The sequence below is a fragment of the Jongsikchunia kroppenstedtii DSM 45133 genome (genome assembly GCF_000380485.1).
GTDB classification, from domain to species: domain Bacteria; phylum Actinomycetota; class Actinomycetes; order Mycobacteriales; family Mycobacteriaceae; genus Jongsikchunia; species Jongsikchunia kroppenstedtii.
In genome coordinates, this window is the sequence record NZ_AQYG01000034.1 from 52,316 (window position 1) to 65,846 (window position 13,531).

16 protein-coding genes are annotated in these 13,531 nt (G+C 66.6%); 10 read left to right on the plus strand and 6 right to left on the minus strand.

Annotation, left to right across the window (positions count from 1 at the left end; translation table 11 throughout):
• Nucleotides 1-26 precede the first annotated feature (26 nt).
• From glmU to arsC, 4 genes are all read left to right on the plus strand, one after another.
• Complete coding sequence (glmU, locus tag G341_RS0102675) at nt 27-1,478, plus strand: bifunctional UDP-N-acetylglucosamine diphosphorylase/glucosamine-1-phosphate N-acetyltransferase GlmU (protein WP_018177561.1); 1,452 nt, start codon at nt 27-29, stop codon at nt 1,476-1,478.
• Nucleotides 1,479-1,541: 63 nt separating this feature from the next.
• On the plus strand, nt 1,542-2,519 hold the full coding sequence (locus G341_RS0102680) for a ribose-phosphate diphosphokinase (RefSeq protein ID WP_026303162.1): 978 nt from the start codon (nt 1,542-1,544) through the stop codon (nt 2,517-2,519).
• Nucleotides 2,520-2,552: 33 nt separating this feature from the next.
• A complete protein-coding gene (locus G341_RS0102685) occupies nt 2,553-3,095 on the plus strand; it encodes a DUF4334 domain-containing protein (RefSeq protein ID WP_018177563.1) in 543 nt (180 codons plus the stop codon).
• A gap of 43 nt (nt 3,096-3,138) precedes the next feature.
• Nucleotides 3,139-3,480 carry an arsenate reductase (glutaredoxin) gene (arsC, locus tag G341_RS0102690; RefSeq protein WP_018177564.1) on the plus strand — a complete coding sequence of 114 codons (342 nt, stop codon included), beginning with the start codon at nt 3,139-3,141 and terminating at the stop codon, nt 3,478-3,480.
• Between the two features lie 86 nt (nt 3,481-3,566).
• Here arsC and G341_RS0102695 read toward each other — a convergent pair whose 3' ends face one another.
• Nucleotides 3,567-4,007, minus strand: coding sequence for a limonene-1,2-epoxide hydrolase family protein (locus G341_RS0102695; protein ID WP_018177565.1), 441 nt, complete (start codon nt 4,005-4,007; stop codon nt 3,567-3,569).
• Nucleotides 4,008-4,016: 9 nt separating this feature from the next.
• Nucleotides 4,017-4,457 carry a limonene-1,2-epoxide hydrolase family protein gene (locus G341_RS0102700; protein ID WP_155826741.1) on the minus strand — a complete coding sequence of 147 codons (441 nt, stop codon included), beginning with the start codon at nt 4,455-4,457 and terminating at the stop codon, nt 4,017-4,019.
• A gap of 333 nt (nt 4,458-4,790) precedes the next feature.
• On the opposite strand from G341_RS0102700, the gene G341_RS0102705 reads away from it, so the two are divergent.
• From G341_RS0102705 to G341_RS0102715, 3 genes are read left to right on the plus strand one after another with little or no spacing between them, the layout of a single operon-like run.
• A complete protein-coding gene (locus G341_RS0102705; RefSeq protein ID WP_018177567.1) occupies nt 4,791-5,432 on the plus strand; it encodes a 50S ribosomal protein L25/general stress protein Ctc in 642 nt (213 codons plus the stop codon).
• Between the two features lie 12 nt (nt 5,433-5,444).
• Nucleotides 5,445-6,020 carry an aminoacyl-tRNA hydrolase gene (gene pth, locus G341_RS0102710; protein WP_018177568.1) on the plus strand — a complete coding sequence of 192 codons (576 nt, stop codon included), beginning with the start codon at nt 5,445-5,447 and terminating at the stop codon, nt 6,018-6,020.
• Nucleotides 6,021-6,057: 37 nt separating this feature from the next.
• A complete protein-coding gene (locus G341_RS0102715; protein WP_018177569.1) occupies nt 6,058-7,116 on the plus strand; it encodes a beta-ketoacyl-ACP synthase III in 1,059 nt (352 codons plus the stop codon).
• Between the two features lie 28 nt (nt 7,117-7,144).
• On the opposite strand, the gene G341_RS20780 is transcribed toward G341_RS0102715, so the two are convergent.
• Entirely contained in the window at nt 7,145-7,519 is a 375-nt protein-coding gene (locus tag G341_RS20780) for a VOC family protein (protein ID WP_245556891.1), read from the minus strand.
• A gap of 145 nt (nt 7,520-7,664) precedes the next feature.
• Between G341_RS20780 and G341_RS0102725 the strand changes: the two genes are divergently transcribed.
• Complete coding sequence (locus G341_RS0102725) at nt 7,665-8,681, plus strand: beta-ketoacyl-ACP synthase III (RefSeq protein WP_018177571.1); 1,017 nt, start codon at nt 7,665-7,667, stop codon at nt 8,679-8,681.
• 57 nt (nt 8,682-8,738) lie between these two features.
• Entirely contained in the window at nt 8,739-10,355 is a 1,617-nt protein-coding gene (locus tag G341_RS0102730) for a peptide chain release factor 3 (protein ID WP_245556892.1), read from the plus strand.
• Nucleotides 10,356-10,412: 57 nt separating this feature from the next.
• On the opposite strand, the gene G341_RS0102735 is transcribed toward G341_RS0102730, so the two are convergent.
• Nucleotides 10,413-11,390: a zinc-dependent alcohol dehydrogenase family protein gene (locus G341_RS0102735; RefSeq protein ID WP_026303166.1), complete on the minus strand. Its 978-nt coding sequence runs from the start codon at nt 11,388-11,390 to the stop codon at nt 10,413-10,415.
• A gap of 79 nt (nt 11,391-11,469) precedes the next feature.
• Between G341_RS0102735 and G341_RS0102740 the strand changes: the two genes are divergently transcribed.
• Entirely contained in the window at nt 11,470-11,847 is a 378-nt protein-coding gene (locus G341_RS0102740) for a winged helix-turn-helix transcriptional regulator (RefSeq protein ID WP_018177574.1), read from the plus strand.
• Between the two features lie 65 nt (nt 11,848-11,912).
• Here G341_RS0102740 and G341_RS0102745 read toward each other — a convergent pair whose 3' ends face one another.
• Nucleotides 11,913-13,223 (minus strand): wax ester/triacylglycerol synthase domain-containing protein, encoded by a 1,311-nt coding sequence (locus G341_RS0102745; RefSeq protein ID WP_018177575.1) that lies wholly within the window; start codon nt 13,221-13,223, stop codon nt 11,913-11,915.
• A gap of 17 nt (nt 13,224-13,240) precedes the next feature.
• Nucleotides 13,241-13,531: IS5/IS1182 family transposase (locus G341_RS0102750; RefSeq protein ID WP_018177576.1), on the minus strand; the 291-nt coding region annotated here is incomplete at its 5' end.

Here is a 13,531-nt window from a genome sequence, read left to right on the forward strand (position 1 = left end):
CCGTTGCAGCCATGCGAGGGAGATTCATGCATTCAGGTCCGACCGCCGTGATTGTGCTGGCTGCGGGAGCCGGCACCCGGATGAAGTCGTCGACCCCCAAGGTTCTGCACGCGATCGGCGGGCGCACGCTCCTGTCGCACGCGTTGCATGCCGCGGCCGGCATCACCCCCGACCACCTGGTCACCGTCGTCGGCCACGACCGCGAGCGCGTCTCGCAGTCCTGCGCCGAGGTCGCCGCCGAACTGGGCCGCGACGTTCTCATCGCGGTCCAGGAGCAGCAGAACGGCACGGGAGACGCGGTCCGCGCCGGCATGCGCGCACTGCCCGCCGACTATCAGGGCACCATCGTCGTCACCGCCGCCGATGTGCCGCTGCTCGATGCCGAGACCATCGCTCGTCTCATCGACACGCATCAGCAGGCACCGGCCGCCGCCGTCACCCTGCTGACGTCGACCGCCGACGACCCGACCGGCTACGGCCGCGTCCTGCGCACCCAGGATGGCGAGGTCACCGAGATCGTCGAGCAGAAAGACGCCACCGAACAGCAGCAGGCGATCACCGAGGTCAACTCGGGTGTGTACGCGTTCGACGCGCAGCTGCTGACGGCCGCGCTCGAGGAGCTGTCGCCGAACAACGCCCAGCACGAGCTGTACCTGACCGACGTCGTCGCGATCGCCCGATCGAAGGGCACGTCGGTCCGCGCACTGCACCTCGACGACGCCGCGCTCGTCGCGGGCGCCAACGATCGCGTCCAGCTGGCCGACCTCGGCGCGCAGCTGAATCAACGGATCCTGGTGCAGCACATGCGAAACGGCGTCACCATCATCGATCCCGCGACGACCTGGATCGATGTCGAGGTGACTATCGGCCAGGACGTGACCATTGCGCCCGGCACCCAGCTCCACGGCCGCACCGCGATCGCCGACGAGGCACAGATCGGGCCGGACACCACACTCACCGACGTCGAGATCGGCACAGGCGCCTCGGTGATCCGCACGCATGGCTCGCAGGCCCGGATCGGTGCCGGCGCCAGCGTCGGACCATTCGCCTACCTCCGGCCGGGCACCGTCCTCGGCACGGACGGCAAGATCGGCACCTTCGTCGAGACCAAGAACGCCGACATCGGCCCCGGCTCCAAGGTGCCGCACCTGACCTACGTCGGCGACGCCACCATTGGTGAGCAGACCAACATCGGCGCGTCCAGCGTGTTCGTCAACTATGACGGGGTCAACAAGCATCACACCGTCATCGGCTCGCACTGCCGGACCGGCTCGGACACCATGTTCATCGCTCCGCTGCAGATCGGCGACGGCGTCTACACCGGGGCGGGTACGGTGCTCACGCAGGACGTGCCGTCGGGTGCACTCGCGGTGTCCGGCGGAAAGCAACGCAACATCGAGGGCTGGGTGCAGCGCAAGCGACCCGGCACCGCTGCCGCGGAGGCTGCCGAACGCGCAGCGGACGATACGACCGAATGACCGCAACCGACTCAGCCCACGATTCTCAGCCCAAGATTCAAGCCCCAACATGAAGGAAAAGCAGTGACCTGGACGACCGATAGCCAGAAGAGCCTGATGCTGTTCTCTGGCCGTGCCCACCCGGAGCTGGCCGATGCCGTGGCGAGTGAACTCGGCATCAAGATCACTCCCCAGACCGCACGCGACTTCGCCAACGGGGAGATCTTCGTCCGCTTCGAGGAATCGGTCCGCGGCTCGGATGCCTTTGTCCTGCAAAGCCATCCGGCTCCGCTGAATCAGTGGCTGATGGAACAGCTGATCATGATCGACGCGCTCAAGCGCGGCAGCGCCAAGCGGATCACCGCGATCCTGCCGTTCTACCCGTATGCGCGTCAGGACAAGAAGCACCGCGGCCGCGAGCCGATCTCGGCCCGACTGGTCGCCGACCTGCTGAAGACCGCGGGCGCCGACCGGATCATCACGGTCGACCTGCACACCGATCAGATCCAGGGATTCTTCGACGGCCCGGTCGACCACATGCACGCGCAGGGCCAGCTGGCCGAGTACGTCCGCGAGCACTACGGCACCGAGAACGTCTGCGTCGTCTCCCCGGACGCCGGTCGCGTCAAGGTCGGCGAGAAGTGGGCCGACGCCCTCGACGGCGCGCCCATGGCCTTCGTGCACAAGACCCGCGACCCCGATGTCCCGAACCAGATCAAGTCCAACCGTGTGGTCGGTGACGTGGCGGGTATGACCTGTGTGCTGATCGACGACATGATCGACACGGGCGGCACCATCGCCGGCGCGGTCCGCGTCCTCAAGGAGGCCGGGGCCGGCGACGTCATCATCGCCACCACGCACGGCGTGTTCTCCGATCCGGCGGCCGAGCGGCTGGCCACCTGCGGCGCCAAGGAGGTCATCGCGACCGACACGCTGCCCATCCCGCCGGAGAAGCGCTTCGACAACCTGACTGTCCTGTCGATCGCGCCGCTGCTGGCTCGCACCATCCGCGAGGTCTTCGAGAACGGCTCGGTCACCAGCCTGTTCAACGGCGTCGCCTGACGCTGGAACCGTGCAGAGCGATCGTTCGGTAGAATGGTCGCCATGTCCGCCGCGCCCCACGATCTGGCCGCCCTCGAATCGGGCACCACGCCCGACGCCGCCGCCGCACTCTTCGACTCTTTACCGCCCGTGGCCGTCGATGAGGTCGCCGGGCGCTGGCACGGCGGCGAGGTGCCGACCGGTCACCCGATGGACGGACTGCTGACGATGTCCGGGTGGTACGGCAAACAGTTCGACGATGCCGACCACGTCCATCCGCTGCTGTTCGGCACACCGCCGAAGCTGTTCGCGGTGAACCCGAGGCTCGCGCCGATGGGGCTACTGGCACGCCAGGGCGGGCGGCTTCCGCGCTTCGATCCGGGACCGTTGCGCGGCGGATTGCGAGCCGCCCGAACACGGCATCATCGAGCTCGGCTGAGGATGATCGAGCATCGGGGAAAGACCAGCGCGGCAATGGTTTACGACGACCTGCCGATCATCGATCATTTCCGCAAGGTCGACAACGATACGCTGCTCGGCGTGATGGATCTGCGCGGCATGACGGAGCCATACTTCTTCACCTTGCGTCGGGATTGACGGTAGTCGCGACCGTCCGCGACAGCGCAGTACGGTGATGCCCATGGACGCAACGATTTACCACAATCCACGGTGCAGCACGTCGCGCAAGACGCTCGACAAGCTCAAGGAGGCCGGTATCGAGCCGACCGTGGTGAAGTATCTCGACACCCCGCCGAGCCGGGCCGAGCTGAAGAGGATGATCGAGGCGGCCGGGATCCCCGTGAGCAAGGCCGTCCGCAAGCGCGAGGCGCTGTACAGCGAGCTGAAGCTCGACGGCGCGAGCGACGATCAGCTGCTCGACGCGATGGCGGCCAATCCGATCCTCATCGAGCGCCCATTCGTGGTCACCGACAAGGGAGTTCGGCTGGCCCGGCCTATCGAGAGCGTCGACGACATCATCTGATCGACAAACCCCGCCTACGAACGACGTCCCCCACCTGGATTCGGGTGTGGGACGTCGTCGACTGTGGGGTCCGCGCGGTACCGGACCTACGCGGCGACCGGCTTGGGCAGGCGCGGGTTGAGCCCAGGGGCGACGATTCCCACCAGACCGCGCGCGATCCCCTTGAGCTGATCGAACATGTCGAAGTAGTCGCGCCACACGATGATCTGGCCGTCGACGATGTCGAACCGGCCGCATACCCAGAACTTGTAGTGGAACCGGCCGATACCGAGCTCGTCGAACCGCTCGGTCATCACGACGTTGCCGCTCGACGAGATGTGCTGGAACTGCACCGAGAAGTCGGCACTGCGGAGCTTGAGCATTCGGTAGAACGCGCCGGCGACCCGACGCTTACCGCGCACCGTCGGGAAACCCACGTTGATCCACTCGACGTCGTCATGCAGATTCGACACGGCGCCGTCCACGTCACGCAGGGCGAGGGCATTCAGAGTGTCGCGAACGATGTCTTCCGGGGTACGTGAGGTCATATCTGCACCCTATTCGGCTCGTCGTGGACCGCGGAAGACCGCGCCTACGATCGATTTGGCGACGTCGAACCAGTCGAAGTAGTCGCGCCAAACAACGATGCGGCGGTCACGCACCTCGAAATGCGCGCACACCCAGAACCGCATCCGCAGCCCGCGCCAGGTCAGCGCGTCGGTGCGCTCCACCAGCACCACCGACCCGCAGGCGGACATGTGATGCACCGTGACGTCGTAGTGCACGCGCGACCGCGCCAGCCGCTCGATCATCCGCATCACCCGCGCCCGGCCGCGCAGGGTCCGCAGCGACACGTTCGCGAACGTCACGTCGGGATCGAGCATCGTCCGGGCCAGGTCGATGTCGTCGTTCACCAACGCCTCGAGGAACCGCACCACGGAGTCCTCGGCCGACCACAACAGCCAATCGTTCGCGGCCTCGGCATACGCCACCTGCATTGCATCGATGGTGCAGAAAATCTTCGACCAATCGGCCAACGACACGTGACGGCGAGTGGAACAGCTTCCCCACCTCGTCTTCGTCGTCGTCCGCCGAAGTTGCGCGCCGAGCGTGTGAGCAACCGCCGTTGGCGGATCCCCAGCCTGTGAGCGCGCAACTTCCGCGATTTGGTAGCCGTGCGCGGCGCCCAGTACCCTGGTCAGGTCTCGGCGAGGGTGGCATGACCACCGTTATCGGCGCGGCAGTGTTCTCCCGGCCTGTTCGGCTCGGTGGATTCTGTGCGGCGATCGCCGCTACCACCGAAAGCCCCCGGCATAACAAGGAGAACCCCGATGGCCAAGAAGCCGACCACCAATCAGCTCACCGCGCAGGTCCGCACCGAGAGCGGCAAGGGTGCCGCCCGCCGCGCCCGCCGCGCCGGCAACGTCCCCGCCGTCCTCTACGGCCACGGCACCGAGCCGCAGCACCTGCTGATCAACGCCCACGACTTCGCCGCGATCCTGCGCGCCAACGGCACCAACGCGATCATCGAGCTGGACATCAACGGCGACCAGCAGCTGGCGCTGACCAAGCAGGTCGACGTGCACCCGATCCGTAGCTACATCGAGCACACCGACCTGCTGATCGTCCGCAAGGGCGAGAAGGTCTCCGTCGAGGTCACCATCGAGGTCGTCGGCAGTGCCGAGGCAGGCACCCTGGTCACCCAGGACGCGACCACCATCGAGGTCGAGGCCGACGCGCTGAACATCCCCGAGTCGCTGACCGTCTCGGTCGAGGGCGCCGCCGTCGGCACCATCGTCACCGCCGCCGGCGTCATCCTGCCCGAGGGCGTCACCCTGGTGACCGACCCGGACGCCCCGGTCGTCGGCGTGCACGAGATCGCGGCCGCACCGGTCGAGGACGAGGCCGCCGCCGAGGGCGAGGCCACCGAGGCTGAGGCCGAGGCACCCGCCGAGAGCAGCGACGAGTCCTGATCTCGCACTGATATGACTGACGCTTGGCTGGTGGTCGGACTGGGCAATCCGGGTGCGCGCTACGAGCGCACCCGGCACAACGTCGGCGCTATGGCCGCCGATCGCCTGGTCGCCACCGCCGGCGAAAAGTGGAAGGCGCACAAGAAGTCCGGGGCCGCGGTGGCCACGGTGCGACTGTCCGGCACCCCCGTGATCGTCGCCAAGCCAACCACATACATGAACGAATCCGGCCGCCAGATCGGTCCGCTGGCCAAGTTCTATTCCGTTCCCACGCCGAATGTCGTTGTCCTGCACGATGAGTTGGACATCGACTTTGGCGCGGTGCGACTCAAGCGAGATGGCGGCGAGGGTGGGCACAACGGCCTGCGCTCGATCTCGCAGGTGCTCGGCGCACGCGATTACCTTCGCGTGCGCCTGGGCATCGGCCGTCCCCCCGGCCGGCAGGACCCTGCCGACTTCGTCCTCAAGCCCTTCGCGTCCGCCGAACAGTCACAGCTCGCGCTGATGCTGGAAAACGCATGCGATGCAACCGAATTGCTGATTGGACATTCGCTGGAGGACGCCCAGAACCAGGTCCATGCCTGGTAGCGTCCCGAATCGAATTGTGCGGTAGGAGATCAAGCCAATGGTGAACATCAACACGACGACCGGCCACCAGAACGTGGCGATGCTGGGTATCGGCGCATACCGACCCAAGCGAGTCGTCACCAACGCAGAGGTGTGCGAGGTTCTCGACTCGACCCCGGAATGGATCGAGGAGCGGACCGGCATCAAGAGCCGCCGCTGGTTCAGCGAGGATGAGACGCTTCGCAGCATCGCGGCGACCGCCGGAGCCCGTGCCCTGAAGAACTCCGGGGTCGCACCGGAGAAGATCGATGCGGTCATCCTGTGCACCTCGAGCTGGCTGACATTCGTCCCGAACGGCGCACCGAGCGTCGCGTACGACATCGGGATCAACGGCGTGCCCGCGTTCGACCTCACCGCCGGCTGTGGCGGTTTCGGTTACGGACTGGCGGTGGCTTCCGGCATGATCCGCGGCGGCACCGCCGAGCATGTCCTGCTGATCGGCGCGGAGACCATGACGGTCGGCATCAACCCGAAGGACCGCGGTACCGCGATGATCTTCGGCGACGGCGCCGGCGCCGTCGTGCTCGGGCCCAGCGAGGTGAACGGCGTTTCGCCGGCGGTGTGGGGCAGCGACGGCGAGAACGCGAGCGCGATCAGGCAGAACTTCGACTTCCTCAACTACCAGTTCGTCGCCGCCGACTATCAGCACAAGGATCCCGAGACCGATCCGATGCCCCGGATGTCGATGATCATGGAAGGCCCCCGAGTCTTCCGCTGGGCGGCGATCACCCTGCCCCGGGCCCTGTCGGAGGCGATAGAGAACTCGGGCGTCGCCAAGGAGGACATCGAGGTCTTCATCCCGCACCAAGCCAACGCCCGCATCAACGAACTGATGAAGCAGAACCTGGGCCTGCCCGAGGATCTGCCGATGGCGAACGACATCGAGACCACCGGCAACACGTCGGCGGCCTCGATCCCGCTGGCCATGGAAGAGATGCTGCGTACCGGCAAGGCCAAGGGCGGTCAGGTCGCGCTGCTACTCGGCTTCGGCGCGGGTCTGAGCTACTCAGGCCAGGTCGTCACACTGCCGCCGGCTCCGGCTCCCGAAGAGGACTAGTTCGCACGGCCGATCGGTTTCCGGAAGCTCAACGCGACATGCGTCGGCAGGCGATCTGGTAGACGTTGCCGAACGGATCACGCACGATCGCCCGATAGTCGCCGTAGGGCGTGTCCAGTGGCGTCTCCATGGTGACGGCACCGGCATCCAGTGCGCGTTGATAGGTGCTATCGACGTCATCGACGTAGACGTACAGGAGCGCCGGAAACCTGTCGCGCTCGCCGGATGCGGACACCATCACCAGGGAATCGCCGATGCGGATCTCGGTGGGCCGCCCCAGCTGAATGTCGCCTGCCGCGTCGAACACCGTCCGCAGAAACGTGACCGCAGCAGATTGGTCATCGACCACCATGCGCGGCGTCACCGAATGAAAACCCTGCGGGAGCCGAGAGTCCGTGGACACACACGCATTTTAGGTGGCCCGCGACAGCGCGTGACCCGATTGATGGAGCAGTGTTACTGGCGGGTTGCCTTCGCCCGCGATCCCCTGTTTTTCGATGGAGTAGCGTCAGGACGGAGTTATCTGTCTCACACTGAGGAGCCTGGCTATGGCCACGATCGCCGACGCGACTGGTACCCGCAACATCGGATTGCTCAGCATCGGGGCCTACCGGCCCGATCGGGTGGTCACCAATGACGAGGTCTGCGAGCAGATCGACTCGTCCGACGAGTGGATCTTCACGCGGACCGGCATCAAGACCCGGCGCTTCGCCCGCAAGGACGAGACGGCCGGGTCGATGGCTATCGAGGCCGGCCGCAAGGCCATCGCCAACGCGCTGCTGACCGGGGCCGACATCGACGGCGTCATCGTCGCCACCAACACGCACATGCTGCTCACCCCGGCCTGCGCGGGGCTGGTCGCGACCGAACTCGGCGCCAATGGCGTTCCCGCCTTCGACATCACCGTCGGCTGCGCGGGCTTCGGCTACGCGCTCGGCGTGGCCGCGGACATGATCCGCGGCGGCAGCGCGTCGAAGGTGCTGGTGATCGGCTCGGAGAAGCTGTCAGAGACACTGGACATGACCGACCGCGGCAACTGCTTCATCTTCGGCGATGGCGCCGGCGCCGTGGTCGTCGGCGAGACGCCCGATCAGCAGGTCGGCCCGACAGTCTGGGGCACCGACGGCAGCCAGTTCGACGCGATCCGTCAGGACATCGACTGGGTGACATTCCTCGACGGCGACCGCAAGCAGCGGCCGTATCTGCGGATTCAGGGCACCGCGGTGTTCCGTTGGGCCGCGTTCGAGATGACCAAGGTCGCCCAGCGGGCGATGGAGGCGGCCAAGATCGGTCCCGAGGAGCTCGACGCCTTCGTGCCGCACCAGGCCAACACCCGTATCAACGAGTTGCTGGGCAAGCACCTCGGCATGCGCGAGGGGGTGCCCGTCGCGAACGACATCGAGACTGCCGGCAACACCTCGGCCGCGTCGATCCCGCTGGCGATGGAGCACATGCTGTCCACCGGCGAGGCCAAGCCGGGCGACCTGGCCCTGCTCCTCGGCTTCGGCGCCGGCCTGAGCTACGCCTCCCAGGTGGTTCGGATGCCACCGATCCCGTTCGAGTGAGTCCGCATCGGCTCGATTGATTTCATCCAGGACCCTGGTCGGCCATAGCATTGGCCGGTGAGTTCTAGCCCGGATGCTGTCGCGCGCGAGGTGTCGCGACGCCGTACCTTCGCGATCATCTCCCACCCCGACGCCGGTAAGTCGACGATGACCGAGGCGCTGGCCCTGCATGCCCGGATGATCAGCGAGGCCGGCGCCGTCCACGGCAAGGGCAGCCGCCGCTCCACCGTCTCCGACTGGATGGAGATGGAGAAGGCGCGCGGCATCTCGGTCAGCTCGACGGCCCTGCAGTTCAACTACACGGCGGCCGGTGCACCGGACGGCGACGAGCCCTCGGTGATCAACCTGGTCGACACCCCCGGCCACGCCGACTTCTCCGAGGACACCTATCGGGTGCTGACGGCGGTCGATGCCGCGGTCATGCTCATCGACGCGGCGAAAGGCCTTGAGCCACAGACCCTGAAGCTGTTCCAGGTCTGTCGGCACCGCGGCATCCCGGTGATCACCGTCATCAACAAATGGGACCGGCCGGGCCAGACACCGTTGGAGCTGATCGACGAGATCTCCGAGCGCATCGGGCTGACGCCGACGCCGCTGTATCTCCCGGTGGGCATCGCCGGAGACTTCCAGGGGCTGCTGGATCGCCGCAGCGGCGAGTACATCCACTTCACCCGCACCGCGGGTGGCGCGAAAATTGCTCCCGAAGAACATCTTTCGGCCGACGAGGCCACAGCCCAGCAGGGTGATCGGTGGACCGCGGCCACCGAGGAGAGCGAGCTGCTCTCGGAGATGGGTCAGGACCACGATCAGGAATCGTTCCTGGCCGGCCAGACCTCGCCGATGATCTTCGCCTCCGCGATGCTGAATTTCGGTGTGCGCCAACTGCTGGAGACTCTGGTGGAGCTGGCCCCGGCCCCCGCCTCACGCGACGACGTGGACGGCCACGCCCGCACCGTGACCGACCCGTTCAGTGCGGTCGTGTTCAAGGTGCAGGCCGGCATGGACACGGCGCATCGCGATCGCCTGGCGTACATGCGGATCGTGTCCGGCGAGTTCGAGCGCGGCATGGTGGTCACCCATGCGCAGACCGGAAAGCCGTTCGCCACCAAGTACGCCCAGGCGGTGTTCGGCCGTGATCGCTCGACCGTCGACACCGCGTATCCGGGTGACGTCGTGGGCCTGGTGAACGCCATGGCCCTCACGCCCGGAGACACGCTCTACGTGGATTCGAAGGTGCAGTTCCCGCCGATCCCCTCGTTCGCGCCGGAGCATTTCTCGATCCTGCGGGCCGACTCGGCCGGCAAGTACAAGCAGTTCCGCAAGGCCATCGACCAGCTCGACTCCGAGGGCGTGGTTCAGGTGCTGCGCAACGACATTCGCGGCGACGCGTCGCCGGTACTCGCGGCCGTCGGCCCGATGCAGTTCGAGGTGGTGACGGCGCGGATGAAGACCGAGTTCGGCATCGACACCTCGCTCGACCACCTGCCCTACACGCTGGCCCGCCGCACGGACGCCGAGAGCGCGGACGAACTCGGACGCCAACGCGGGCTCGAGGTGTTCACCCGCAGCGACGGCGTGCTGCTGGCACTGGTCAGCGACAAGTGGCGCCTGCAGTACATCCAGAAGGAACTGCCGGACCTGACGCTCGAGCCGTTGGTCGCGACCGCGGACTGACGGTCTTCGAACACCGGCACGTGTCGTCAGGAGTAACCGACTTCTGACGACCATTCGCTAGACCGTTACGACGATCTTCCCGTCGTGTCGTCCGTCTTCGAGGTGACGGTGTGCGTCGACGATCTCATCGAGTGCAAACACTTTGTCGACGACGGGACGCAAGGCCCCGAGGCGAACACCGGCGCTGAGAAATGCCGCCATGCGTTTGACTGCCGCGTCGTCAAGAGTGTGCTCGAAGCTGCGGTACCGGAAGATCCGCAGCGCTGCGGCCGGAAACGGCGTGGGCCGCGGATCCGGACTGCCGGCGGCGACCAATGTCCCTTCTGCGCGTGTCGCTTTCACCAGATCCTGTTGGCCGGGACCCATGACGAGGTCGAGGACGATGTCAGCCCCGGCCCCATCGGTGTGCTCGCGGACAACGTCAGCGATGTCCTCGTGGTCGGTCGCCACGACAGCCTTCGCACCGGCCGCGAGAAGCTCGTCTTTCTTTGCGCTGTGGCGGGTGACGGCGATGGGCACGGCGCCGATCTGATTGGCGATCTGGATCGCCGCCCGGCCGACACCGCCTGAGGCGGCGCTGATGAGGACATGGTCCGCAGGCCGCACCCCCGCCTTCTCTACCAGGGCGCCGTAGGCGGTGGAGTACGCGACCCAGACAGCGGCCGCCTCGGCGACCTCGAGACCCGGAGGCCGGGCGATGACTCTACTCGCCGGGACCGTGGTGTACTCCGCGTAGCTGCCCCGGACAACGGCGTCCGGAATCGCGGTGAGAATGACCGGATCTCCGATCCCGAGCCCGGTGACGTCGCGGCCGAGCGCATCGACAACGCCTGTTCCCTCGATCCCGAGCCGGGCGTGCGGCAATGCGACAGGCGCCGGTGAGGTGCCCGAACGCATCATCTGATCAAGCGGATTGACAGCAAAGGCTTCGATTCTGATGCGCACCTCATCGGGCGCGGGCTCGACCGGGGACTCGTCAACGATGTGCATGACGTCCGGATCGCCGAACCTGTCGAATACGACAACTCGTGGCATTGATGACTCCTTCGCGTTGGCCTACCACTCCCCAAACACGTTACGAAGCCGAGCGTTACCACTTGGTACCTTGGATTACATGCAGAACTCGGGGCACGTGTACCTTGCCGACTGCCCCACGCGCCTCGCGGTGGAGATCATCTCCGATAAATGGGCCGTGCTTGTGCTTTTCGGGCTCAGCCAACAGCCACGCAGGCATGGTGAACTCGGCGAACTCATCGGTGGGATCTCGCGCAAGGTCCTCACGCAGACCCTGCGCCGACTCCAGCAGTACGGCTTGGTGGAACGCCGCGCCGACTCACCGCGCAGGGTCGAGTACAGCCTCACCGACCTTGGGCAGACCCTTGTCGAGCCCATCGAGGTCTTGACGAGGTGGGCAAGCGACTACGGCGAGGCCATCGTCGAATTTCAGCAAGCGGCGATGTCCGCTGAGGTCCGAAACGTCGATCGAGGATAGCCGCCTGCCTTGCGAATACCGTTGTGGCCGTTGAGAACGGTATTCGCACGGGGCTAACGGGCCGATCACTCGCCCGTGTCTGATGGGAGCGAGTTCGGGCCGCTCGCACACACTCTGCACAGCACGTCGACGTAACCGTCGACGTCCGGCAGCACCCGACGGCTCGTCGTCACCGAGAGGGCCACTGTCGAGCCGATGCCATGGACGCCGTGCGTGGCGCCCTGCATCACCGACAACGCCGGAAACCCGGTCGTGAACAGCACCCGCCCGCCGGCCAGTGTCAGATCGGCGGCACCGCGGTTCACCGACGACACGACGGTATGGCCCGTCACCATCGATGACCGCACTGCCGGATCGAAAGCTCCCGCCCCCCAGCGCATCAGAAATGCCGGTGTGGCCTCAGTGGCTCGTCTGGAGGCCGCACGGCCAGGAGCCGCATCCCGACGCCGTGCATCCTCGATCGACTGCGCGATGGCATCGGCGCGTCGATCTCGGTCGGCGATCTCGCAATGAGAGTCGACCGCCGCGGTATGGAAGTTGTTGCGCGCCAGACCATCACTCGCCCGTCCGATGGTCAGCTCCACGACCAGTCGCTCATCGCCGGAGAGAATTCGGGCGCCTGCGAGCGCATCGGAGATGGCCATGATCGCCCCGACCGTGACGCCGTGCTGGCCAATGCGGAGCCGCTCCGCGTCGACGACCACCACTCGCAGCTGCCGATCCTCGCCCGGCGCTACGTTGAGCGGTCCCGGCGACACCGCTGCCGGTCCGGCAGGATCGTCGCGGCTCAACCGGAACGCCCGCCAGCCGCGTCCGACGGTGATGCTCCACCGGATCGGCAGGCGCACGAGCCCGCCGATCGCCGCGGCCGCCGGACCGCGAAAGCCACCGCCAAAACCACTGTCGACGTTGACGTCAGTGCCGAACAGCTGCCGGGCCAGCGCCGTAGAACCGCGGCCGTCGGCCAGGGCGTGCGAAATCTGCAGCACCGCAACGCTCCCCCGCACCGTGCCGTCCGGAAGGCCGAGGACCGTCGGATACAGGTGCACCCGCCATGCCTCGCGGCGCGGATCGAGTTGTTCGGAGATCAGCGACGCAACATCGTCGAGGCAGTCCTGCCACGCCGACCCGGCCGGGTCGCGCGCGACCACCTGGCTCTCTCGAGCAGGGCACGGCACCCAATAGGGGAAGTCCAGATACGCAAACGTCTCCCGCACAGCCAGATTCAGATCCGGGATACTCCGCGCCCGCCCGATGAGCCCGGCGCGCAGCGTACCGACATCCCGCGGCTCCGCCGCGTCGAAAGCGAACAGCAAGAACTGATCGCTGCGTGTCTTCGGCGCCAGCCAGTAGGCCTCGGCGTCGACGGGGGCCATGCGGGGCACGCCTCCAGCTAGGGCGTGTCTCCTAATAGGCGTGTCCAGCGGAGGCATGCCTGTAGGACCACGGCGGCTCGGTAGGTGATGGCGAGTTTGTCGTAGCGGGTGGCCAGGGCGCGCCACTGCTTGGTGTCGTTGAAGGAACGCTCAATAACGTTGCGGCCCTTGTAAAGGACTGCATCGAAAGCAGGAGGCCGCCCACCGGTGGAGCCTTTGCGTTTGCGGGCGTCGGTCTCGGTGCTCTTCTGCGGGATAACGGTCTTGATGCCGCGGCCAGCGAGCATCCGCCGGTTCACCCCGTTGGT

Bases quoted from the DNA above. Each gene is read 5' to 3' on its own strand.
- G341_RS0102715 (WP_018177569.1), top strand. From the start codon at position 6,058: ATGGTGAACATCAACACGACGACCGGCCACCAGAACGTGGCGATGCTG.
- G341_RS0102745 (WP_018177575.1), bottom strand. From the start codon at position 13,223: ATGGCCCCCGTCGACGCCGAGGCCTACTGGCTGGCGCCGAAGACACGC.
- G341_RS0102685 (WP_018177563.1), top strand. From the start codon at position 2,553: ATGGTCGCCATGTCCGCCGCGCCCCACGATCTGGCCGCCCTCGAATCG.
- pth (WP_018177568.1), top strand. From the start codon at position 5,445: ATGACTGACGCTTGGCTGGTGGTCGGACTGGGCAATCCGGGTGCGCGC.
- G341_RS0102740 (WP_018177574.1), top strand. From the start codon at position 11,470: ATGCAGAACTCGGGGCACGTGTACCTTGCCGACTGCCCCACGCGCCTC.
- G341_RS0102735 (WP_026303166.1), bottom strand. From the start codon at position 11,390: ATGCCACGAGTTGTCGTATTCGACAGGTTCGGCGATCCGGACGTCATG.
- G341_RS0102700 (WP_155826741.1), bottom strand. From the start codon at position 4,457: ATGCAGGTGGCGTATGCCGAGGCCGCGAACGATTGGCTGTTGTGGTCG.
- arsC (WP_018177564.1), top strand. From the start codon at position 3,139: ATGGACGCAACGATTTACCACAATCCACGGTGCAGCACGTCGCGCAAG.
- G341_RS0102695 (WP_018177565.1), bottom strand. From the start codon at position 4,007: ATGACCTCACGTACCCCGGAAGACATCGTTCGCGACACTCTGAATGCC.
- G341_RS0102705 (WP_018177567.1), top strand. From the start codon at position 4,791: ATGGCCAAGAAGCCGACCACCAATCAGCTCACCGCGCAGGTCCGCACC.
- G341_RS0102725 (WP_018177571.1), top strand. From the start codon at position 7,665: ATGGCCACGATCGCCGACGCGACTGGTACCCGCAACATCGGATTGCTC.
- glmU (WP_018177561.1), top strand. From the start codon at position 27: ATGCATTCAGGTCCGACCGCCGTGATTGTGCTGGCTGCGGGAGCCGGC.